The organism is Microlunatus elymi (assembly GCF_007362775.1).
Taxonomy (GTDB): domain Bacteria; phylum Actinomycetota; class Actinomycetes; order Propionibacteriales; family Propionibacteriaceae; genus Microlunatus; species Microlunatus elymi.
This window is the reverse complement of record NZ_CP041692.1, coordinates 3064893-3083664: the sequence shown is the minus strand read 5'-3', so window position 1 is coordinate 3083664 and position 18772 is coordinate 3064893. Positions and strand designations below refer to the sequence as shown.

At 67.1% G+C, this 18772-nt stretch carries 25 protein-coding genes and 1 pseudogene; 10 read left to right on the top strand and 16 right to left on the bottom strand.

Features of this window, described 5'->3' with window-relative positions; translation table 11 throughout:
- Positions 1-17: 17 nt before the first annotated feature.
- Complete coding sequence (locus FOE78_RS13830; RefSeq protein WP_143986808.1) at positions 18-452, bottom strand: CBS domain-containing protein; 435 nt, start codon at positions 450-452, stop codon at positions 18-20.
- Between the two features lie 117 nt (positions 453-569).
- On the opposite strand from FOE78_RS13830, the gene FOE78_RS13825 reads away from it, so the two are divergent.
- Positions 570-1154 (top strand): HhH-GPD-type base excision DNA repair protein, encoded by a 585-nt coding sequence (locus tag FOE78_RS13825; RefSeq protein ID WP_143986807.1) that lies wholly within the window; start codon positions 570-572, stop codon positions 1152-1154.
- On the opposite strand, the gene yczR is transcribed toward FOE78_RS13825, so the two are convergent.
- A complete protein-coding gene (gene yczR, locus FOE78_RS13820; RefSeq protein WP_143986806.1) occupies positions 1155-2600 on the bottom strand; it encodes a MocR-like transcription factor YczR in 1446 nt (481 codons plus the stop codon).
- Positions 2601-2710: 110 nt separating this feature from the next.
- Here yczR and yczE point away from each other — a divergent pair, with 110 nt between their 5' ends.
- Positions 2711-3448 carry a membrane protein YczE gene (gene yczE / locus FOE78_RS13815; protein ID WP_210414580.1) on the top strand — a complete coding sequence of 246 codons (738 nt, stop codon included), beginning with the start codon at positions 2711-2713 and terminating at the stop codon, positions 3446-3448.
- Here the strand turns inward: yczE and FOE78_RS13810 are convergent.
- Positions 3332-4429 carry a polysaccharide pyruvyl transferase family protein gene (locus FOE78_RS13810; RefSeq protein WP_143986805.1) on the bottom strand — a complete coding sequence of 366 codons (1098 nt, stop codon included), beginning with the start codon at positions 4427-4429 and terminating at the stop codon, positions 3332-3334. The two genes, yczE and FOE78_RS13810, sit on opposite strands and share 117 nt — an antisense overlap.
- Complete coding sequence (locus FOE78_RS13805) at positions 4311-4760, bottom strand: hypothetical protein (protein ID WP_143986804.1); 450 nt, start codon at positions 4758-4760, stop codon at positions 4311-4313. The genes FOE78_RS13810 and FOE78_RS13805 overlap by 119 nt, the downstream gene beginning before the upstream one ends.
- 135 nt (positions 4761-4895) lie before the next feature.
- On the opposite strand from FOE78_RS13805, the gene FOE78_RS24905 reads away from it, so the two are divergent.
- The 3 genes from FOE78_RS24905 to FOE78_RS13790 are packed head-to-tail and all read left to right on the top strand — an operon-like array spanning position 4896 to position 6650.
- Positions 4896-5195, top strand: coding sequence for a hypothetical protein (locus FOE78_RS24905; RefSeq protein WP_456081586.1), 300 nt, complete (start codon positions 4896-4898; stop codon positions 5193-5195).
- A 46-nt stretch (positions 5196-5241) separates the two neighbouring features.
- A complete protein-coding gene (locus tag FOE78_RS13795) occupies positions 5242-5781 on the top strand; it encodes a Clp protease N-terminal domain-containing protein (protein WP_210414579.1) in 540 nt (179 codons plus the stop codon).
- A gap of 41 nt (positions 5782-5822) precedes the next feature.
- Positions 5823-6650 carry an aminoacyl-tRNA hydrolase gene (locus FOE78_RS13790; RefSeq protein ID WP_143986802.1) on the top strand — a complete coding sequence of 276 codons (828 nt, stop codon included), beginning with the start codon at positions 5823-5825 and terminating at the stop codon, positions 6648-6650.
- Positions 6651-7016: 366 nt separating this feature from the next.
- On the opposite strand, the pseudogene FOE78_RS24810 reads toward FOE78_RS13790, so the two are convergent.
- Positions 7017-7532: pseudogene (locus FOE78_RS24810) on the bottom strand (PP2C family protein-serine/threonine phosphatase); the annotation flags it as partial.
- 293 nt (positions 7533-7825) lie between these two features.
- On the opposite strand from FOE78_RS24810, the gene FOE78_RS13780 reads away from it, so the two are divergent.
- On the top strand, positions 7826-8680 hold the full coding sequence (locus FOE78_RS13780) for a DUF805 domain-containing protein (protein ID WP_143986801.1): 855 nt from the start codon (positions 7826-7828) through the stop codon (positions 8678-8680).
- A gap of 82 nt (positions 8681-8762) precedes the next feature.
- Positions 8763-9278 (top strand): 2'-5' RNA ligase family protein, encoded by a 516-nt coding sequence (locus tag FOE78_RS13775; protein ID WP_143986800.1) that lies wholly within the window; start codon positions 8763-8765, stop codon positions 9276-9278.
- 42 nt (positions 9279-9320) lie between these two features.
- Here the strand turns inward: FOE78_RS13775 and FOE78_RS13770 are convergent, their stop codons facing one another.
- The 4 genes from FOE78_RS13770 to FOE78_RS13755 all read right to left on the bottom strand — a co-directional run bounded on the left by FOE78_RS13770 (position 9321) and on the right by FOE78_RS13755 (position 11524).
- Positions 9321-9512 (bottom strand): hypothetical protein, encoded by a 192-nt coding sequence (locus FOE78_RS13770; protein ID WP_143986799.1) that lies wholly within the window; start codon positions 9510-9512, stop codon positions 9321-9323.
- A gap of 688 nt (positions 9513-10200) precedes the next feature.
- The gene (locus FOE78_RS13765; RefSeq protein ID WP_143986798.1) at positions 10201-10620 is read right to left on the bottom strand and encodes a type II toxin-antitoxin system VapC family toxin; all 420 of its coding nucleotides are present in this window, start codon (positions 10618-10620) and stop codon (positions 10201-10203) included.
- Positions 10617-10856 carry a type II toxin-antitoxin system prevent-host-death family antitoxin gene (locus tag FOE78_RS13760; protein WP_143986797.1) on the bottom strand — a complete coding sequence of 80 codons (240 nt, stop codon included), beginning with the start codon at positions 10854-10856 and terminating at the stop codon, positions 10617-10619. The genes FOE78_RS13765 and FOE78_RS13760 overlap by 4 nt, the downstream gene beginning before the upstream one ends.
- A gap of 284 nt (positions 10857-11140) precedes the next feature.
- Complete coding sequence (locus FOE78_RS13755) at positions 11141-11524, bottom strand: DUF5655 domain-containing protein (protein ID WP_210414578.1); 384 nt, start codon at positions 11522-11524, stop codon at positions 11141-11143.
- Between the two features lie 141 nt (positions 11525-11665).
- Between FOE78_RS13755 and FOE78_RS13750 the strand changes: the two genes are divergently transcribed.
- Both FOE78_RS13750 and FOE78_RS13745 read left to right on the top strand, forming a co-directional pair.
- Positions 11666-12298 carry a GNAT family N-acetyltransferase gene (locus tag FOE78_RS13750; protein WP_168207514.1) on the top strand — a complete coding sequence of 211 codons (633 nt, stop codon included), beginning with the start codon at positions 11666-11668 and terminating at the stop codon, positions 12296-12298.
- Positions 12295-12702: a VOC family protein gene (locus FOE78_RS13745; RefSeq protein ID WP_210414577.1), complete on the top strand. Its 408-nt coding sequence runs from the start codon at positions 12295-12297 to the stop codon at positions 12700-12702. The genes FOE78_RS13750 and FOE78_RS13745 overlap by 4 nt, the downstream gene beginning before the upstream one ends.
- On the opposite strand, the gene FOE78_RS13740 is transcribed toward FOE78_RS13745, so the two are convergent.
- From FOE78_RS13740 to FOE78_RS13730, 3 genes are all read right to left on the bottom strand, one after another.
- Positions 12674-12982, bottom strand: coding sequence for a GNAT family N-acetyltransferase (locus tag FOE78_RS13740; protein ID WP_143986793.1), 309 nt, complete (start codon positions 12980-12982; stop codon positions 12674-12676). The genes FOE78_RS13745 and FOE78_RS13740 overlap by 29 nt on opposite strands.
- 257 nt (positions 12983-13239) lie before the next feature.
- Positions 13240-14052: a membrane protein insertase YidC gene (yidC, locus tag FOE78_RS13735; RefSeq protein WP_143986792.1), complete on the bottom strand. Its 813-nt coding sequence runs from the start codon at positions 14050-14052 to the stop codon at positions 13240-13242.
- Between the two features lie 54 nt (positions 14053-14106).
- Positions 14107-14418, bottom strand: coding sequence for a hypothetical protein (locus tag FOE78_RS13730; RefSeq protein WP_143986791.1), 312 nt, complete (start codon positions 14416-14418; stop codon positions 14107-14109).
- Positions 14419-14545: 127 nt separating this feature from the next.
- On the opposite strand from FOE78_RS13730, the gene FOE78_RS13725 reads away from it, so the two are divergent.
- The gene (locus FOE78_RS13725) at positions 14546-14890 is read left to right on the top strand and encodes a putative quinol monooxygenase (protein WP_210414576.1); all 345 of its coding nucleotides are present in this window, start codon (positions 14546-14548) and stop codon (positions 14888-14890) included.
- Position 14891: 1 nt separating this feature from the next.
- Here FOE78_RS13725 and FOE78_RS13720 read toward each other — a convergent pair whose 3' ends face one another.
- From FOE78_RS13720 to FOE78_RS13705, 4 genes are all read right to left on the bottom strand, one after another.
- On the bottom strand, positions 14892-15917 hold the full coding sequence (locus FOE78_RS13720) for a TRM11 family SAM-dependent methyltransferase (protein WP_143986789.1): 1026 nt from the start codon (positions 15915-15917) through the stop codon (positions 14892-14894).
- A 21-nt stretch (positions 15918-15938) separates the two neighbouring features.
- Positions 15939-16643, bottom strand: a complete 705-nt coding sequence (locus FOE78_RS13715) for a hypothetical protein (RefSeq protein WP_210414575.1) — start codon at positions 16641-16643, stop codon at positions 15939-15941.
- A gap of 161 nt (positions 16644-16804) precedes the next feature.
- Complete coding sequence (locus tag FOE78_RS13710) at positions 16805-17881, bottom strand: S-adenosylmethionine:tRNA ribosyltransferase-isomerase (protein WP_143986787.1); 1077 nt, start codon at positions 17879-17881, stop codon at positions 16805-16807.
- Positions 17878-18657, bottom strand: coding sequence for an SDR family NAD(P)-dependent oxidoreductase (locus FOE78_RS13705; protein ID WP_143986786.1), 780 nt, complete (start codon positions 18655-18657; stop codon positions 17878-17880). Before FOE78_RS13705 ends, FOE78_RS13710 begins: the two co-directional genes overlap by 4 nt.
- Between the last annotated feature and the right edge of the window lie 115 nt (positions 18658-18772).

The window sequence follows — 18772 nt, the reverse complement described above, 5'->3', positions numbered from 1 at the left end:
ATGATGCCCGAGAGGTCTCAGCTGTTGACGTAGTGCTCGAGTTCGTCGCGTTCGAACTGCAACTCGCCGATCCGGCTCTTCACCACGTCGCCGATGCTGACGATGCCGGCCAGCAGGCCGTCCTCGTCCACCACCGGGACGTGCCGGATCCGCTCGTTGGTCATCAGCTGCGCGAGCGCGTCCACGGTGTCCGCCGCGGTGCAGCTGTGCAGGGTGGCCGCGCCGGTCATGATCGACTCGACGGTCGCGTCCAGCACCTGCGGGCCGTCGACCAGCCGACGCACCACGTCCCGTTCGGAGACGATGCCTGCCAGTTGACGTCCGTCGGTGCTCACCACGGCGGCGCCGAGGTTGTGCTCCCGCATGATGTCGAGCAGTCTTCGGACGGTTTCGTCCGGCTGCACGGTGACGACGTCCGAGCCCTTGTTTCTCAGGATTTCCGAGATCCGCATCCGAGCCTCCCTGGTGCCGGCGTTCATCCGAGTGTGAGCGAGGTCACGTTGGCAGCGTACCCGTGAACGTCGCGGCCATGCACGGCGCGAACAGGCACCCGTCCGAGATGGGGCAAAATGACGCGCATGACTGCCGCGGAGTTGCATCTCGTCGGGGATCTCGCCATTGATCACCTGCTGTCCACGAACCCGAATGCGCTGCTCTGCGGCATGGTGCTCGACCAACAGGTGCCGATGGAGAAGGCGTTCAGTGGGCCGTCGGTGATCGCCGAGCGGATGGGCGGCAGTTTCGACGTGGCGGCGATCGCTGCCATGGCGGTCGACGACTTCGTCGCCATCTGTGCGCAGCGGCCCGCGGTGCATCGTTTTCCGGGATCGATGGGCAAGCGGGTGCACGAGGTCTGCCGGGTGCTGGTGGATGAGTACGACGCCGACGCCAGCCGGCTGTGGCAGACCGCCCCAGACGGTGCGGAACTGAAACGTCGACTGGCGGCGCTGCCCGGCCTGGGTGATCAGAAGGCGTCGATCTTCGTTGCCCTGTTGGGAAAACAGCGCGGCGTCACACCGCCCGGCTGGCGGGAGGCTGCCGGCAAGTACGGCGAGGACGGGGCCTTCCGATCGGTGGCCGACATCGTCGACGAGGACTCGCTGATCAAGGTGCGGCAGACCAAGAAGGCCGAGAAGGCCAAGGCGCGTAGCTGATCAGATGATCAACTCGGTGCCGGCGGTCCGTGCCGGCAACCGAACGCCGGACCTGCTCTCCTGCCAGGCCAGCTCCAGCCGTCGTACCGCTTCTGACAGCACCGGCAACTCGGCCACGTACGGGATCCGCAGCTGCCGACGACCACCCCCGCGCGGATAGAACCGCGGACCCGGGGTGAGCACCAGATCTCGTTGGCGGGCCAACGCGCTGATCAGATTCGACGACTCGGTCGGCAGCCGGAACCACAGCGACAAGCCACCGGCCGGCAGGGAGAAATCCCAATCAGGCAACGTTTCTCGCATCTCGGCGGCCAGATGATCACGCTGCCGCCGGGTCCGGCTGCGCTGATGGTCGAGCACCGTCTCGGCGTCTCGCATCAGCTCCGCCACCACCAATTGTTCGTAGGGCGCGGCGCCGTTGTCCATCGTCGACTGGGTCTCGATCAGCCGGCGGACATACTGCTTCGGCGATCGGATCCAGCCGATCCGTAGACCACCCCAGAAGGACTTGCTGGCCGATCCGATGGTGATCGCGTTGTCCAGCAAGCTGCCCAGCGGGGTCCGCGGATCGTCGCCGTCCAGCCGCAGATCGACCAGCGTCTCGTCCACTACGGTGATCACCTGGTGCCGGTTCAGCGCCCGGGCGGCCGCTCGCCGCTGTTCCTCGTCCAGCCAGACTCCGGTCGGGTTCTGGAATTCGGGAATCAGGAAGGCGATCCTGGCCTGCGATCTATTCAAGATCGTTTCCAGCCGGTCGGCATCCCAGTCCCCGGGGCCGATGGGGAACGGCACCAACCGGGCGCCCATCCGCCGGCACGCCTCGATCGCGTTGTAGTACGTGGGCGACTCCAGCAACACCGGGTCGCCCGGCGAGGCGAGCGCCTGCAGGATCACGTTCCAGCCGGACAGCGAGCCGACGGTGATGATCAGCTGATCGGCTCGGGTCGGCAGCCCGCGGGCGGTGAACGTCTCGGCGAGTGATCGTCGCAGGATCTCAACCCCGTCGGGGAAGTAGCCGGTGCCACCGAGCAGGGCGGGCAACCGTTCGGCGGCGGCTTGGTAGGCCCGGCCGAGACCCGGCGGAGCGGTGGAGGAGGCGGTGTTGAGTGCGACCAGGGCGTTGTCGTCGGCGCCGCTGTACGGGATCGGCAGCAGGCTGCTGGCCAGTCCGGTCTCTGGTTGATGGACGAAGTTCCCGGCGCCGCGACGTGCGCTGAGCACACCGAGATCACGCAACAGGGTGTAGCTGTTGGTGATGGTGGTTCGGCTCAGGCCGAGCGCGACGGACAGCTCCCGTTCGCTCGGCATCCGGAAGCCGTCGGGCAGTTGACCGTCGATCACCAGCAGCCGGATCCGCTCGGCCAGGTCGCGGTAGACCGGCGGCTGGAACGCGCGACCGCCGAGAAGAGCGGTGAGTTGGCCGGCCGTCAGCCACGGCTGGGACACGGCAACACCTCCGACGACATCGCGACATCACTCACCGGCGCGAACCAAAGGGTCCGCGACCCGAAAATTGGCTATTCATTCGAGGGCCAATTACCGGCATCCTACTCGGCATGCGCCTGTCCGGATCCGGTCGCCCCGTCCTCCTCGCCTTGTCACCGCGACAGCAATTGCGAGCGGGCCGACTGCCCCGGCGCCTGATCCAGCTGCTGGCCGGACTGTTTCTCTACGGCGCCTCGATGGCGTTGATCCTGCGTGCCGGGCTCGGCATCGAACCCTGGGGCGTGTTGCATCAGGGCCTGACCCACTATCTGCCGCTGAGCTACGGGCAGGTGACCATCGGCGTCAGCCTGATCGTGTTGCTGTTGTGGGTGCCGCTGCGTCAGTGGCCCGGGCTCGGCACGATCTGCAACGCCGTGCTGATCGGCGTCTTCGTCGACTTGGTGCTCGGCGCATTGCCGACCCCTGAGTCACTGCCCGTCCGGATCGGCTGGCTGGTCGGAGGGATCGCGCTGAACGGCCTCGCCGGCGCGATCTACATCGGCGCCCAACTCGGTCCGGGCGCGCGGGACGGGCTGATGACCGGGCTGGTGGCGCGCACCGGTCGGCCGGTGTGGATGATCCGGACCGGGATCGAGTTGGTCGTGGTCGGGATCGGCTTCCTGCTCGGCGGTGACCTGTGGATCGGCACCGTGCTGTACGCAGTCGGTATCGGCCCGTTGGTTCAGCTCTTCCTACCCTGGGTCACCGTTCGGCTCCATCACCCGGCGACGAGCCCCGCCGGCGAGCTTGCGGGCGTTGGCGACCGCGCTGATCCGTGCACCGGTGCGGATCCGGCGCGCGAGCTCTGAGCCGAACCGGCGGCGGGAATCCCGGTCGGCATCCAGCCGGCGCCTGGTCTCGGACACCTCCTGCCGCAACTGCGCCAGTTCGGCGCGCATCGCGAACAGCTCCTCGGTCGTGGCGCCGAGCGGCGTCCGTACCGGTGGCGGGAAACTTGTCCGGGACAACCGGGCGTCGAAGGCCGCGCCGCGGTCCTGGCCGTCGTCGTACACCGTCGGCAGGCCGTGCTGACGCAGGAAGGACCGGAAGATCTGCCAACGCTCGGCGTGACCGTCGTTGAGCGGTTGCCAGTCGGCGGACGCGTACAGCTCGGCGGCGTCGATCTGTTCCGGACGATCGGTGATCAGCCGGGCCGGGATCCGGTGATAGTCGGCCAGCTCGCGGGTCCGCGAGTCGTGCGCCAGGACCAGCGCCGGAGTACCGGCCAGCAGCGCCGCGATGTTGCCGTGGATCCTGGAGCCGAAGGAGAATCGGTAGCTCTTGAGGTGCTCGATCCATGGCGTCGGGTCGAGGAAGAATCGCACTCGGTCCTGGCGGATCAGCGGATGATCAACAGTGACCGGCACACCGGAGCGGAAGGTGGCCGAGGTCGGTTTCGCCGGATAGCGACCGGTGATCAACAACTGCAGGGTCGCATCGTTCTGGGCGAGGTAGATCAGGTTGGGGTAGCGCTCGGCGTGGCGTTGCGACAGCGGGCCGAGTTGGCGCACGTACGGGCTGATGTTCAGGGCAATCCGCGCGTCATCAGCAAGGGCGTCGGCGGACTTGACGATCTTGAGATCGGGACCGTACATGAACATCGACGGGCAGCCGATCACCATGACGTCGTCGTCGCCGAATCCCAACTGGACAAGGTAATCACGGGTGTACTCACCTCGTACGCCGATCGGCCCGGAGCCGTGCCGCAGGGCAGCCCGTACGAAGTCGGTGACTGCTTGATCGATCTCGCCGGCCCGGCGGCGGGTGCCGGCCAGCGTCGCCCTGGGCACCGACTCCCAGCACGGTGACCGGCACTGCGGCCCGCTTGATGATCTTGGTCATCCGAGCAAGTTGATCTTGATAACCGGGCCGGAAGGCGTTGGCCAGCGGGAGCACCAGTCGATCGATCGGTTCGGCGGCCGAGGCGGGACGGAACGACCTCTCCAACCCGGCCAGGTTGACCGTCCGCTCGGACGTCCCCCGGGTGCTGAGCAGCCGGCAGACCGATTGGCTGAAGATCAGGTTCCCGGCGTTCCGGCCGAGCAGATTCTGCTCCAGGGACTCTTCTGCGGAGGCGATCCGGAACGGGCTCTTGTGGGCACGGATCAGGATGTTCGGCACGGGTTGGCGTCGCTCTCTGGTGGTGGATGCAGTAAAGCCCAGTGAGCATATCGGGAATAGCGGTTACGACGGACACCAGATACCGCTCGTCAATGCTGGTTGACGGGTGCGGTTCGTCAACCTAGGATGACGAACATGGTTGCCGCAGGTGATGCAAGGACCCCCGACGGCTGGACGGCCGACGCCACCTCATCGGCTGACGGCGCTGTTCCGGCTGACGGCTCGGGGCAGCGCGGAGGATCGCTGGACCGGGCGCTGGACAGCGAGAACCCGGCGGACGGCTTGCGCGCGGTGGTCGCGCTTCGGGCCCTGGCCGACCAACTCGAGTTGCTGCACGTCGAGCGCGCCCGGGCCCAGGGGTGGTCCTGGCAACAGATCGCCGGGTTGCTCGGCATCTCCAAACAGGCAGTGCACAAGAAGTACGGCCGTCGCTGACCCGATGCCGGCTGTGACGCGGGCCGGCTTTCAACAGGAAGTGATCATGTTCGAACGATTCACCACCGCGGCACGAGATGCCGTGGTCCAGGCACAATCCGAGGCCCGCGAGCTCGGCCAGGATCAGATCGGCAGTGAACACGTCCTGCTCGGCACCCTGTGGCATGCCGACGGGGTGGTCAAACCGGTGCTGGACGCCGCGGGTCTGACCTATCGCCGGGTTCGGGAGCGGGTCGAATCGAGCGTCGGGGACAGCTATCCCGACGCCGATGCGCTGCGCCGGATCGGCATCGACCTGGATGAGGTACGCCGCCGGGTGGAGGAGAACTTCGGCGCCGGGGCGCTGAGCCGACGTGCCAGTCGTCGACGCGGACACCTCCCGTTCGGTGCGGCGGCGAAGAAGAGTCTCGAGCTTGCGCTGCGGGAAGCGATCAGCTTGCAGCACAACTACATCGGGACCGAGCACATCCTGCTCGGCCTGACCCGGCTGGATCATGAACCTGCAGTCGACGTGATCACCGCGATGGGACTGGCACCGCTGCAGGTGCACGATCAGATCCACGACCTGCTGCGGAAGGCTGCCTGAGCGTGGATCCCATGAGGCTGAGTCGTTGGCAGGATGTGCGCATGGCCGACCCGCAACCCGATCCTCCGCATCCGGTCGTCGATCTCGGCGGTGACGTGCTCGAACCGCTGCGAGCTCGGTACGCCGATTGGCTGGGGCTGGACGTCGAGCAGGTGGTCGACGATCGCGAGGAGCAGCCGGATCGGATCCGGGCGATGCAGTTGATCTCGCGGATGGAGCGGGATCGGCCGCCGTCCTGGCACGCGGCGCTCCGGCTGGCCGCCTCGGCCGCGGCCCTGGTCTGCCTGGACGAACGCGTCCGTACCGATCCCGAATGGCATGACGCTGTTGCCGCGTACGCCGGTGGGCACATCCGGAAGGTGACGCGGCGGGGCAGGGGAGCACCCTGGCAGGCGACGGCCGAACTCCCGGGCATCACACTGCAAGACGGGCACACCGAGGTCCGCGCGCTGCTGCCCGGACTGGTCGCGGAACTGGACAAACGCGTCGCCAAGCTGCAGGTCGGTGGGACCGACGCGCCGGTGGATGACCCGCCCGACACCGATCCAGCCGACGGCACCCTGCAGGTCTGGGTGCCGCCGGAGCCGGTGATGACCTTGGGCAAGACGATGGCGCAGGTCGGACACGCCGGGATGATCGCGGCCGCACTGCTGGCCGGCGACGACCCGGCCGCCCTGGAACGTTGGCGGACGGACGGATGTCCGGTCGATGCCCGACGCGCCGGACCGGACCTGTGGGGCCGACTCAGCGGGCGACTGGCCGATCCCGCCGTGGCGTGGGGTGAGGACCGGCTGCTCGCCGTCCGGGACGCCGGGTTCACCGAGATCGCGCCCGGCACGATGACGGTGATCGCGCGCGCCCCGCACTGACGAATCGAAGCTGAGGTCAGCCGGCCACCGGGGTCCGCCAGGCACCCCCGGCGGGTTGCAGCCGGGCCGCGCGCCGGCGCCGATCCGATCGATCCGGATCGCCGCCCCGTCGATCAGATTGGCCGGATTCGCTGCGGCGCCGACCAGCTGTCCGCGCGGATGGATCGGCTCTCCTTCGACCACCTCGCCGAGGATGCAGGTGATGTTGTCCCGGCCACCTGCTGCCAGCGCCAACTCCACGAGCACGTCGACAGCATGATCAAGATCGGGATGAGCGACCGCCTTGGCGATCAGGGCCGCCGGCACCAGATCGGTCAGACCATCACTGGCCAGCAGGATCCGATCGCCGGGGGCCAGATCGAGCAGGATCAGATCCGGCTCCGGAGTCTCCAGATGATTGATCGACCGCGCGATCACCGACCGGTACGGAAACGTTTCCGCGTCATCGGCCGAGAGCTCACCGGAGTCCAACAACATCTGCAGCAGGCTGTGGTCCTTGGTGATCTGGCGGCATTCACCGTCCCGCCAGAGGAAGGCGCGGGAATCGCCGACATGAGCCAACCCGAAGCGCTCGCCGTTGCCCAGCACCGCGGTCAGCGTGGTGGACATCCCGTCCCGGGAGGGGTCGATGTCGACACCGTCACGAAGGTGTTGATGGGCGAAGTCGACCGCCTGCGCCAGGACGGCGAGCGGGTCGTCCTCGCTGATCATGGAAACTGTGCTGGCGACGTACGCCGTACTGGCCGACGCCACCTCACCGGCCGCAGCTCCGCCGACGCCGTCGGCGACCAACAGCAGGTAGGCGCCGGCATAGCCGGCGTCCTCATTGTTCGACCGGACCAGCCCACAGTGGCTGGACGCGGCGTACCGGAACCTCAGCACTCGAACCTCAGCATTCGCAGCGATCCCCTGAACCCCAAAGCCTCCCGGCAAGCGCCTTCTGGCGGCGCGATGGGCGACACGATAGTCCTAGGCGTGAGGTTTGCGCGCGCCAGGCGCAAACTTTTCGCTCCGGTTGCCAAGCTGGGGTTGATCGTCGCCGTCCGGTCTGCTTCGACGAGTCCGGATTTGACCGAGTTGGCCGTTAGAGTTGTCGGCCGTCGGGGCGATGTGATGCCGGCTCCGACCCAGCCCGGTCCGGCCCGGGCTTGCCAGACCCTGACGACCGGAGCGAAATGAGCGAACAGAACCCGTACGGCCAGCCGTCCGCAGACCAGCCCGACAGCAATCCCTGGCGGCCAGTTGGACCTGATCAGTTGCAGTCCGAGCCCTACTACGGCGGCGGTCAGCAACCACCGCAACCCGAGTCGTACGGCAGTGCTCAGCAGCCCCTCGCACCGCAGCAATACGGCCAGGCGGGGCAGCAATATGGTCCGGCTGCGCAGCAATATGGTCCGGCTGGGCAGCAGTACCCGTCGTACGGTTCGGGCGCACCGACGCCGCAGCAGTATGGAGCCGGTCCGGTCTACGGCCAGGGACAGCCTTATCCGTCCGCGCCGCCGTCCTACTCAATGCCGTCCGCCTACCCGGGCGGACGTCCGCTGGCCGGCGACCCCGGCACACTCGATCTGCCTTACTACGGGATCGGCTTCGTGGAGGCGGTGAAGCGGGCCTATCTGAAGATCGTCCGCTTCGACGGTCGCGCCAGCCGGAGCGAGTACTGGTGGTACATGCTGTGGCAGGCGCTGGTCTACCTGGTATTCATCGCCCTCATGATTGTCATCGCCGTGGCCAGTTCCGACAGTGCAGAACCCCCGGCCGGATTCTTCATCGTCCTGGTCCTGTGGTTCATCTTCGCCTTCGGCAGCATCCTGCCGAACATCTCGATCACCATGCGCCGGTTTCATGATCAGAATCAGAGCGGCGGTCTGGCCGCGCTGATGTTCATCCCGTACGTCGGCGGCGCGATCACCGCGATCATGGCGCTGATGCAGTCCAACCCACAGGGCGCTCGCTACGACCAATTCCGCAGCGGTCCGGCCGCGCCGCAGCAGCAGGGTTGGTCCGGTCCCGGGCCGTATCAGGGCTGACCGGCCGCGTCCCATCGAAACACGTTGAATCGCCGGGGGAGTATCCGTTGCGACCGGCCCGCGGGAACGGAGTGCTGATCGCATGACGCTGTCCGGACTGATTCTCCGCATTCCCGAGGCCGACGAGCTGGTAGGGGAGTTGCGACGTCGGCTGGATCCGGTCGCCGGCCGTGGCGTCCCGGCACACGTGACGGTTCTGTTCCCGTTTGTGCCGCCGGTCGGGATCAATGCCGAGGTGCGCGAACGAGTGGCGGAGATCGCCGGCGCCGTGCCGTCCTTCGACTACCGGTTCTCCCGCATCGGCTGGTTCGGCGAAACGGTGATCTTCCTGGAACCCGACGACCCGCGGCCGTTCGTCGAGCTCACCCAGCGTCTGTGGGACGGATTCCCGGCATACCCGCCGTACGGCGGTCGGTTCGACACCGTGCATCCACATCTGACCATCGGCGATGACCAACCGCTGGAGCAGCTGAAGGCCGCCGAGCATTCACTGGCCGGGTTCGATCCGATCGTGGGTACGGCAACGCGGCTGACGTTGATGGCGCAGAACGATGACAGGCAGTGGAATCAGGCAGGGGACTGGCCGCTGTCCGGATGAGGCGATCATGATCATGATCATGGCCACGAACCATGATCAACATCAGGGTTCGTCGGGGCCCTCGTCGTCGGTCGGCACCGAGCGGAGCTGGTCGAGCTGGTCGGCCTCATCCGCCTTCATCGGATCGACGTCGAATTCGGTCTCCTCGCCGGCATCGTCGTCGGGCCAGACCTCCTGCTGCTGCTCGGCCTGATCCGCCTCGGGCACGTCGTCTCGTCGTTCCTGCTCGGGCATCTGGTCGACCTCTCTGTGTGCTGCGATGGGTCGATCTCACGCTACCCGGATCCTCACGCATGGAATGTGCCCGGCCGCGGCCGGATCTCGGGGCCGTCGTACCGCGGGTCCGAGGGGAATCGTCACTGGCTACAAGACCTGTAGGAAGGTGGTGTGTGGTTCTCCGCGTCGAAACTCGCGCCCGACCTGACGCTGGGCAGACTGCGTCAGAACTGGACCGGCGAGACCGACGCGTCGCGCTCGTACGCCCCGCTCTGTGGGCCGAACAGGCCCGCGTCGAGGGAAGCGTGTGAAAACCGCCGGCGTTCCTGCACAACTCGACCAGGCAACCATTCGAGCTGACCGCCGCGAACGCAGCGCTCCTTCGGCTCGACCCGCACGACGTCGCGGCGTGGAACCACGTCGAGGCCGTCACTGCTGGTGCAACTGCTGTCATCTCGACGGCTCTGTCGAACCGGCCCAGAGTGCAGCAGACAATGGCGGGTGTCCCGGTGGGAGGAACGCCTTACGGGCGCGCAGCAACGTCCGGCTGCACCTCGGGCCCGGGGACGTCGGCGGTCCGGGGACCTGAATATGAGGCGATCCAGTTCTACAGGTTCGCGCACGTGAGCTGACGGGCAGCCCGACACCTGCTGCCTCGGGCGCCCCGTCAGCCGTCCCCTGCGGGCATCGCTGCGCTGCGTCGTGGTTACCGGGCCCAGGGGTCGAACACGGCGGCGCCGGTCGGGTCGAAGTCGGTGACGTTGCGGGTGGCGAGGGTGAGCCCGTGGGCGAGTGCGGTCGCAGCGATGAATCCGTCGCGCTCGGGCCGCGGGTCGGGCACGTGCAGGCGCGAAGCCAGTCGGGCGACATCCTTGTCCACTGGAAGAATCCGCCCGTCGAAGGCGTCGAGCACGGCGACGTCGAACCAGCGCCACAAGATCGCGGCCTGCACGGTATCGCGGCGCTCGAGTTGACGGATGCCCAACTCGACCTCGAAGACCGTGATCGCGCTGAGGCACTGCTGCTCGATGTCCAGTTGTGCGGCCCACGCCGCCACGTTTGCGTCGATGCGGGTCGGACTCTTGCGCAGCTCGCTCACGACGTTGGTGTCCAGCAGGTAGCTCACAGTTCGGCCGGTCGGGGGAGTTCGCGCGAGACGACGGAGTCGAACTCGATGTCGTCGTCTGCCTGGAGAGTACTCAGCAGGCTGCGCGGCGTACGCATCGCCCGGTACTCCGCGATGGAGAGGAGCACGTAGGCCGGCTCACCACGATCGGTGATCAGCACCGGGCCGGTATCAGCGGCCCGCTTGGCAGCGCTCACGTCCTGGTTGAACGCGCGCGCACTGACGGTCGTTGTCATCACACCTCCACACTTGTAGGAACGTACCTACACGATAGCAGGATCCGCTACCAGTGCGCATTGAGCTTCCAGCCAAGTGCGTCTGGCAGGATCGTCGCTGATCGGAACCCTGCTGGGGCCAGACCCGCGCGGAGCCAGATTTGATCAGCGTGCCTGAGGTCCGCGTGGTCGGTGATGAACTCGGAAGAGTGCTGTCCGATAAGCTACATTATGTCAAGTAGTCGAAGAATTCCGGCTTTTGCGCTGCTTCGAAGAATGCTGCCCGGTGCCGTACGACGCCTGTCTCATCCCAGCCCGGAGCTCAAATGCTCACCCTGACCGACGGCGTACGCCTCCGCGATCAACTCGGCGAAACTGTCGTCGAGTTGATCGGGTTCGGTCAGCCGGAAGTAGTGCACGAAGAGTCTCTTGGTGTACGGCGAGCTCGACAGGATCCGCGGGTCATCGACGCGACGCTGCAGATCGAGGTAGCCGTCGAGCCGGTCCTGCTTCGGGACGGCGCCGGCAAAGCCACGTCGGGTGCCCTTGAGAGTGATCGCCGACTTCGACACCGCATAGCTGAACGGGCCGCACGCTTCGACCATGTCGATGAGTCGGCGATAGAGCTCACGAACACCTTCCGTCCGGCCGTCCAGATGGTCGTCGACACTCCATACTCGCTCGGTCACGGAACCTAGGTCTATCAGCAATGTGCAGAAGTCAACCATGACGAAGATCATCAACGGTTCTGCCGGCACAACGGAGCTCCATTCAAAACGCTCGGACACTGTCGGCTGAATGAACGGTGCCGTCAGGCTATGCTCCGCAAGGTGACGCCGATCGAGTGGCCCGTGCGTACGGAACGTCTGTCGCTTCGTGGCTATCTTCCGGACGACCTGGATGCCCTATGGAGCTACGAACAGCTGTCCGAGGTCCAACGCTGGCTCGGCTGGGCGCCGCACTCCCCTGCCGACCTCCGCGAAGCGATGGAGGGCGAGTCGAGCACCACCACGCACGTGATGGTGCTTCTCGGCACGACGAACATCGGCCACATCATGATCATGCCGCGCGACAGTTGGGCACAAGCCGACGTCGCGGACCGGGCCAAGGGTCTCGAGGCCGAACTGGGGTGGATGTTCGACCCGGCATATGCGGGCAACGGCTACGCCACCGAAGCCGTCGGCGCCGTGATCGGGTTGTGCTTCGACCAGCTGAAGGTGCGACGGATCCATGCAGGATGTTTCGCCGACAACACCCCGTCTTGGCGGCTGATGGAACGGCTGGGGATGCGTCGTGAGGAACACAGCCGCGCCACCGCTTTGCACCGCGACGGCACCTGGCACGACGGCCTGATGTACGCGCTGCTCCGGGAGGAATGGCCTGTCGCGCCGAATCCCCTCACGGAAGTGGATGACGCCGTCGTGGCGTCCGTCCCACGAGGTAGGCCAGGATGGAGCCCATGATCGGACGTCTGGAGAAGACCGTGTTCGACTGCCCCGACCCGAGGGGCCTGGCAGCGTTCTACGCGGAGATCCTCGGGATGCGCGTGCTGGAGAACGAGCCGGACTGGGTGGTGATCGGCCGCGAGGAGCACATGCGAGAACTCGCATTCCAGAAGGTGGATCCGTATGTTGCACCGCGATGGCCGGAGCGTGAACATCCCCAGCAACTACATCTCGACATTTCCGTCGAGGACTTCGACCCGGCCATCGAAGCCGTGTTGGCACTGGGCGCGGTGCGTCGGCCCGGCGCACCGGAGACGGGATATCGGGTGTTCGAGGACCCGGCCGGCCATCCGTTCTGCCTCGTTCACGGCCGCAAGGTGCCCGATCCGCGTTTCAGCCAGACGCAGCGGGTCTCCGGTTGAGATCAGCGTGGTGAGTGCATCTACCATCCCCTGGCTCCCCGCGCACCATCCGACGCTCCCCACCGACCGGCTCCGTCTTGGAACGCCCGTCGAACTGAAAGCCCTGACGCCGGTAGAACCGGATGGCTCGTGTGTTGCCGTCGAGCACCCAGAGATAGGCGGCGGCCGATCCGATCGCCTGATTCAGCAACGCATGGCCGACGCCGCGGCCGTACACCTCGGCTCGAACATAAAGAGCCCAGCGCGCGATGCGTTCAGGACGGCTCTCGCGTCTGGCCATCAGAATCTCGGCCGCGATCAGGCCGCCGTACGCCTCTTCTCAGACATCGAGATGGAGGTCGGTCAGGGCCTGTGCATCGGCGATGGTGGCGGGACGGATTTCCATGATCATTTGTGCTGCTCGCGTTGTTGATGTTCGGGCGGTGGGTTGTGCGAAACACGGGCGGGCGTGGCCCGGACGGATCGTTCGACACTCGATCATGATGCCAGCACGAGGTCGGATACCGTCCGGGCAAGAGGTTGCGCGGGCCGTCCGCGTCAACTTGTCGCGCGTGCGCCGGTCGACCGGCGTGCAGCGGCCGGCGAGCCGGGCGTCGGGAACCATCGCCAGATCACGGCGGACTGGCCGAGTGTCCAGGCGGAGTTGATCACCCAATAGATCAGCAGCGCGACCGGGGCCACGCCGGCGGCGATCAGTAGTCCGGCCGCCGACAGCAGCGGCATCAGTTGCTGGAGCTGAACCATCGTTGCGGGCTGTCCGGTCATGATCAGGTTCGGCGTCACGAAGTACTTCTGCGTGGCGAACGACAATGCCGCCGCGAGCCCGGCCAGGCCGGCCACCACCAGCAGGTGGGTCGGACCGGCACCGAAGTAGCCGCGAGCCGTCAGCCGGATGCCGAGCAGGGTCGCGCCGCCGAGCGAGGCAACCAGCCCGGCACCCATCGCCCCGACCGGATGACCGCCGGCGACGTTGCTGATCAGGTGATACAACGCCAGCCAAATCGGCAGCTGCAGCAGCATCGGCAGCACGCTGAAGCGCGGCACCCGATGCTCGGCGGCGATCCGGCGCCGTTCTTCCAGGAACGCACGCCGACTGGCCGGGTCCTTGCGATCGCGGAAGCGTTCGGTGAGTTGTTCCAGCTGCGGGCGGGCCCGCGCCGACGCATGGGCAACCCGTACGCCGTGAGCAGCAAGGGGCAGCAATGCGATGCGGACCAGGACGACGACAGCGCCTAGGCACAGCAGCCAGGTGACCGCCGTGGACGCATCGGCTCCGAGTGAGGTCAAAGCCGAGTGGGCAGCCGCCAACACGGCGGCGAGGGCATGGGAAATCGGATCGAGAATCGACATGGGTGCTCCTGAAGTGAAGGGAATGGATTGGCTGCTGCCCGCGGAATGCGGGCGTCAGGCCAGCCCAGGAGCACGAGGTCGTACGGGATGGTGTGGCGGATCGAAGCTGGCGACCCGGGCCGATTCGCCACGAAGAGCCGACGATCTCCGTCGATTGGTCATCGCGACGAGCGCCGCAAGGACGTACGTCAAACCGATCGCGATCAGGGCGCCGAGCACCAGGATCACGGCCGCGACGCCGGTCGCCGTCGGTGACTCGACGGCCGGTGCGATCAGCAGCGGCAGCAGTGCGGCGAGGACCAGCGCGATCAGACTCCGGCGCACGAGTCGACGTCGAACGTCGCCGATGCCGACCGCCGAATTCATGCCGTCAGCCTACGACCGTCGCGGCCGCTTGCGTCGGCTCGATACTTCCGTCGTCCCCGGGGAACCGGTGCGGGTACGGGCCTGGGTTGCGGTTTGGCCGGGGGCGGGAATGGGGTTGGATGCCACCGTGACCGACATCGAGGACTGGGCGACCGGGCGGGCGAACACCACCCCGGAGACGACTACTGTGACGACCACTGTGCGGCTGATCGGGACGCTCGTGTGCCGCACCGCCGAGGAGTCGGCCGTTGTCACCGATCAGCTGCCGCGGCATGTCGCCCTGACCCGGGCTGAGCCCGGCTGCGACGAGTTCGAGGTGACACCGACCGAGGACCCGTTGGTGTGGCGGGTCGAGGAGCGCTTCAGCGACGCCGACGCATTCCGCGCACACCAAGCTCGCGTTGCCGCCAGTGCGTGGGGTCAGGCGACGGCGGGGATCGAGCGCCGCTATCAGATCAGCGGGCGGGAGTAGTTCACCCCGTCCCATCCAACACGGCCGTCTTGTCGAGCGTGCCCACGAGCAGGGTTGCCGGGTGCCCGTTGATCAACAGATCGTAGGACCGGCCGATCCGGAGGTCGTTACGTCGCCACTGTCTCGTCACATCGCCGGCAAGGCGGCGGGCCACCAACATCGCGAGCCGGCCACCGGGCCGTAACACCCGTCCGATGCTGAACAGGGCGTCGGCGATCAGCGCAGCTGCCGCTGCCGGGTCTTGCTCGAATTCGCCCCAGGGTGGGTCGGTGAGCACCAGGTCGACCGAGTCATCGGGAAGAGACGGCAAGGTTCTGGCATCCTCGGCCAGCCGCCGCACCCCCTTGTCGCGCGCCAGCTCCGGCAGCAGCTGGACCGATCCGGTCCGATAGCCGAGATCCACACAGATCGCTTCCCGGAACGGTTTCTGCGTCCGCGCCCGGATCAACGCACCGGTGCCCGCGAACGGGTCCAGGACGACGTCGCCCGGCCGGGATCTGCCGGCCGCGTTCACGATCAACTCCGCGACATCGGGCGCCAACCCGCCCTTGGCCGGCTGACGGCGTCGCGGAGCCGGGATTCGCCGGCAGAACAGCACTTCGTCGAGGTCGCGACGGGCGATCGTCCAGTATTCGTCCCCGCCGCCCCTGGCCTGGAAGCGCCCGCCGGTCGCACGACCGATGGCCGATTCCAACCGGGTCCGGCTACCGCCCGGGACACCGACCAATTGGCCGTCCTCGGAGAACATCAACCGGAACGGTCGCCTCGAACGATCGAGCGTCCAGCGGGACAGTTCGCGGGTGATGGCACCAATGGACTGCCCCAGCGACTGCCGGCGCGGCACCGATCCGATCACCGCGAAGCTGTTCTTCACATACGACAACCGGCCGACCCGGGCCGCGTCCGCGTTGGTGGTGATCATCACCGCGCTGTCGTCGGAGTAGCTGATCTGACCTTTCAGATCGGCCGTCAACGAGTCCGTCACCAGTTCGCCGAGTCCGGCGGCATGGGTACACAGCACCAACACCTGCCCGACCCTATCGGCACCTCAGAGTTTGGCGATCTTGGGCATCGGATCCCTGGTCGCATACCGCAGCCGGGACACCGTCTCGCCGCCGGCCCAGGCGTTGAACGCGGTCAGGTAGAGGCCGACGTGTTCGCGGGTGTCGCGGCGACGGCGGACCTCGCCGGCCTGCCGACGGGCCATGTTCAGCATCAGATTGCGGAACTTCAGCCGGGCATCGGAGCGACGCAGTCCGGCGCCGTCGATCACGCCTTCGAACCACGGCTCCAGCTTGCGCTGCGAGTTCACCCGGCTGACCAGGAAGCTCGCTGCGCCGGCGGCGCTCTTGATCATGCCGACTTCATGGGCCAGTTGCTCGCCCACCGGAACGAACTCGCGGATCTTCGGATTCGCCTCCAGCGTCTCCAGGATCTGGTGGTTGGTCACCGACGCATTGCCGCCCGACCACGACATGTCGGGCCGATTGTCGTAGAGCCACACCGTCCGGATCATCGACGCCAGTTGCAGCGTCGACCGCTCCCCCTCGACCGCCAGGACATCTGCCGCGTTGCGCTTCTTGCCGGTGTCCAGGACGTCGAAGGTGTCGGCCGGAACCTCGGTGAAGACCGTCATCTCCACCGGTGTGTCGGCCTCCACAACGGCTGCCAGCCGGTGTTGTCCGTCAACCAGTACGCCGTTGGTGTCGATCGCGATGCCTTGGTGGGTGACCTTCCAATCTCCCCGCTTCATCGCCTCCGCAAAGGACTGCACGACGGAACGCGACAAGGGTCGGTTGGCGGTGTTGGCCTCCAACAATTCAGCCGCTTTGGCAGGGCTGATGGTCTGCACACGAGTTCGCATAAACCCCATGCTGACTGAGGTTTGTCCTGATGGCAACCTCGCCGGGGTTGTCAGGAGGTTGACGCCATCTCCGGGAGCAGCAGTGCCGAGTCGCCGAATTCGTGCCAGAGATAGTGCTGTTCGACCGCCGCATCGTAGGCGGCTTGGGTCAACTCCGGTCCCGCTATGGACTCGACCAGCAGCAGATGTGAGGCGTGCGGATCGTGCCAACCGGTGATCAAACCGGTGACCACCCGGGCCGGCGCATCGGGTGAGATGACCCGGTCGGTCCAACCGCGGAAACTCCGTACCGTGCCGTCGGGACCGACCGCAGACTCCACCGCTCGAGTCGCGGTGGTGCCGACGGCGATCACCCGGCCGCCGGTCTCGCGGGTGTGATTGATCTGGTCCGAGGTCGTGGCCGGCACGTCGTACCACTCGGGCTGGGGCGCCTCCCCCGCCTCCTGGGAGGAGACGCCGGTGTGCAGCGTGATCGGTGCGAACCGGATGCCTGCAGCCACCAGCCGGGTGATCAGAGACTCGGAGAACGGGCGTCCGGCCGACGGCATCTCGGCACTGCCGGGAACGCTGGCGAAAACGCTTTGATAGGCCGACAGCGGATAGCGACGATCGAGATACCCGTATGCGATCGGCCGGCCCCGACGATCCAGTTCGCCGGCCAGATCTCCGTCGGCTCGGGCGCGCCAGAGCCGATTGCCTTCGCCGGTCGGCGTCGACCCAGCCCGCGGGTAGGGCTCGATCAGGCGCAGTCGAACACCGCCGATGGTGAGTTCTTGTCCGGGTGCTGCATCCAGGACGGCGCGGGCGGCATCGGGTGCGGTTCGCAGCTCGACGACCAGGCTGCCGTCGTCGAGCCGGGTGGCCAGGTGCAGCACGATCGGCCGGCCGTCGGCAGCGTATGCGTCGATCTCACCGGGCACCGTCGCCGAGGTGTTGATCACCAGCAGGTCACCGGCCGTCAGCTGGTCGGGCAGCTGCCGGAACTGCGTGTGCTCGATGTTGCCGGGGCGGGCAACCAGCAGTCTGACCTCGTCACGGGCCAGGCCGCGCGCCTCGGCCGGTGCCGGCGCGGTGCTGGCCGACGGGGCGGGAAACACGGTCCGCGGCACCGACGTCAGCGCCCTCATAGTGTCGCCGACTCTGATGCCGGCGACGGGGTCGCGGCGGACGGCGCTGTGCTGGGAGCCGTCAGGTCGGCCGCTCGATAGCGACCGTTCGGCGGACGGTCGGCGATCAGCCCGAGCAGTGCCGGCACCACCGTCGACGGCAGCGGTCGATCGCTGATGTCCTCGCCGGGGAAGGCGTCCTGGTGCATCTGGGTGCGCATGTCGCCCGGATCGACGGCGTACGTGGCCAGCTGCGGATTCTCCGCGCCGAAGGTGAGCGTGAGGTGATCCAGGGCAGCCTTCGTCGCCCCGTACAGCCCCCAGCCCGCGTAGTGCTCGACGGCGGCATCGGACGAGATCGACAGCAGGATCCCGCCCGTCCGTACCAGTCCGGGCAAGAGCAGAGTGGTCAGGCTCAACGGTGCCGCCACGTTGGTTGCCCATACGCTGCCGAGGTCGTTGGCGTCGGTGGCACTCAATGGCGGCAACGGGGTCGGGCCGAGAGCGCTGGCGTTGTGGACGAGCAGGTCGAGGCGCCCGCTGACACGGACGGCTGCGGCCAGTGCCGCCCGATGTCCTGCCTCGGTCACGTCCCCCGGCACCGGCAGCACCCGGCCGCCGAGCCCAGCAGTTCGCAGGAGCGAGGAGTGCGCCTCGACCGCCCTGGTCAGCCGGCCCCGATCCCGCCCGTCGGTGATCACCGTCCAGCCGTCGACCGACAGCGCTCGCACCAACTCCAGACCGAGACCGGCCGATCCGCCGGTGACCACGGCCGTCGGCGTCGTCGTTGCGTTCATGTCCACTTCCCTGACTCCTACGTCTGCTGGACTCGTTCGTTGAGCCGCCTGCTCCATCGTGCGAGTTCAACTGGACTTGAGGTCAAGGCCCAGGTTCGTGGCCTGCCGAGGACGG

Bases quoted from the DNA above. Each gene is read 5' to 3' on its own strand.
- FOE78_RS13740 (WP_143986793.1), bottom strand. From the start codon at position 12,982: ATGGCCAGACGCGAGAGCCGTCCTGAACGCATCGCGCGCTGGGCTCTT.
- FOE78_RS13730 (WP_143986791.1), bottom strand. From the start codon at position 14,418: ATGAATTCGGCGGTCGGCATCGGCGACGTTCGACGTCGACTCGTGCGC.
- FOE78_RS13715 (WP_210414575.1), bottom strand. From the start codon at position 16,643: ATGAAGCGGGGAGATTGGAAGGTCACCCACCAAGGCATCGCGATCGAC.
- FOE78_RS13795 (WP_210414579.1), top strand. From the start codon at position 5,242: ATGTTCGAACGATTCACCACCGCGGCACGAGATGCCGTGGTCCAGGCA.
- FOE78_RS24905 (WP_456081586.1), top strand. From the start codon at position 4,896: ATGGTTGCCGCAGGTGATGCAAGGACCCCCGACGGCTGGACGGCCGAC.
- yidC (WP_143986792.1), bottom strand. From the start codon at position 14,052: ATGTCGATTCTCGATCCGATTTCCCATGCCCTCGCCGCCGTGTTGGCG.
- FOE78_RS13710 (WP_143986787.1), bottom strand. From the start codon at position 17,881: ATGAGGGCGCTGACGTCGGTGCCGCGGACCGTGTTTCCCGCCCCGTCG.
- FOE78_RS13780 (WP_143986801.1), top strand. From the start codon at position 7,826: ATGAGCGAACAGAACCCGTACGGCCAGCCGTCCGCAGACCAGCCCGAC.
- FOE78_RS13775 (WP_143986800.1), top strand. From the start codon at position 8,763: ATGACGCTGTCCGGACTGATTCTCCGCATTCCCGAGGCCGACGAGCTG.
- yczE (WP_210414580.1), top strand. From the start codon at position 2,711: ATGCGCCTGTCCGGATCCGGTCGCCCCGTCCTCCTCGCCTTGTCACCG.
- FOE78_RS13760 (WP_143986797.1), bottom strand. From the start codon at position 10,856: ATGACAACGACCGTCAGTGCGCGCGCGTTCAACCAGGACGTGAGCGCT.
- FOE78_RS13830 (WP_143986808.1), bottom strand. From the start codon at position 452: ATGCGGATCTCGGAAATCCTGAGAAACAAGGGCTCGGACGTCGTCACC.
- FOE78_RS13745 (WP_210414577.1), top strand. From the start codon at position 12,295: ATGATCGGACGTCTGGAGAAGACCGTGTTCGACTGCCCCGACCCGAGG.
- FOE78_RS13790 (WP_143986802.1), top strand. From the start codon at position 5,823: ATGGCCGACCCGCAACCCGATCCTCCGCATCCGGTCGTCGATCTCGGC.
- FOE78_RS13770 (WP_143986799.1), bottom strand. From the start codon at position 9,512: ATGCCCGAGCAGGAACGACGAGACGACGTGCCCGAGGCGGATCAGGCC.
- FOE78_RS13705 (WP_143986786.1), bottom strand. From the start codon at position 18,657: ATGAACGCAACGACGACGCCGACGGCCGTGGTCACCGGCGGATCGGCC.
- FOE78_RS13825 (WP_143986807.1), top strand. From the start codon at position 570: ATGACGCGCATGACTGCCGCGGAGTTGCATCTCGTCGGGGATCTCGCC.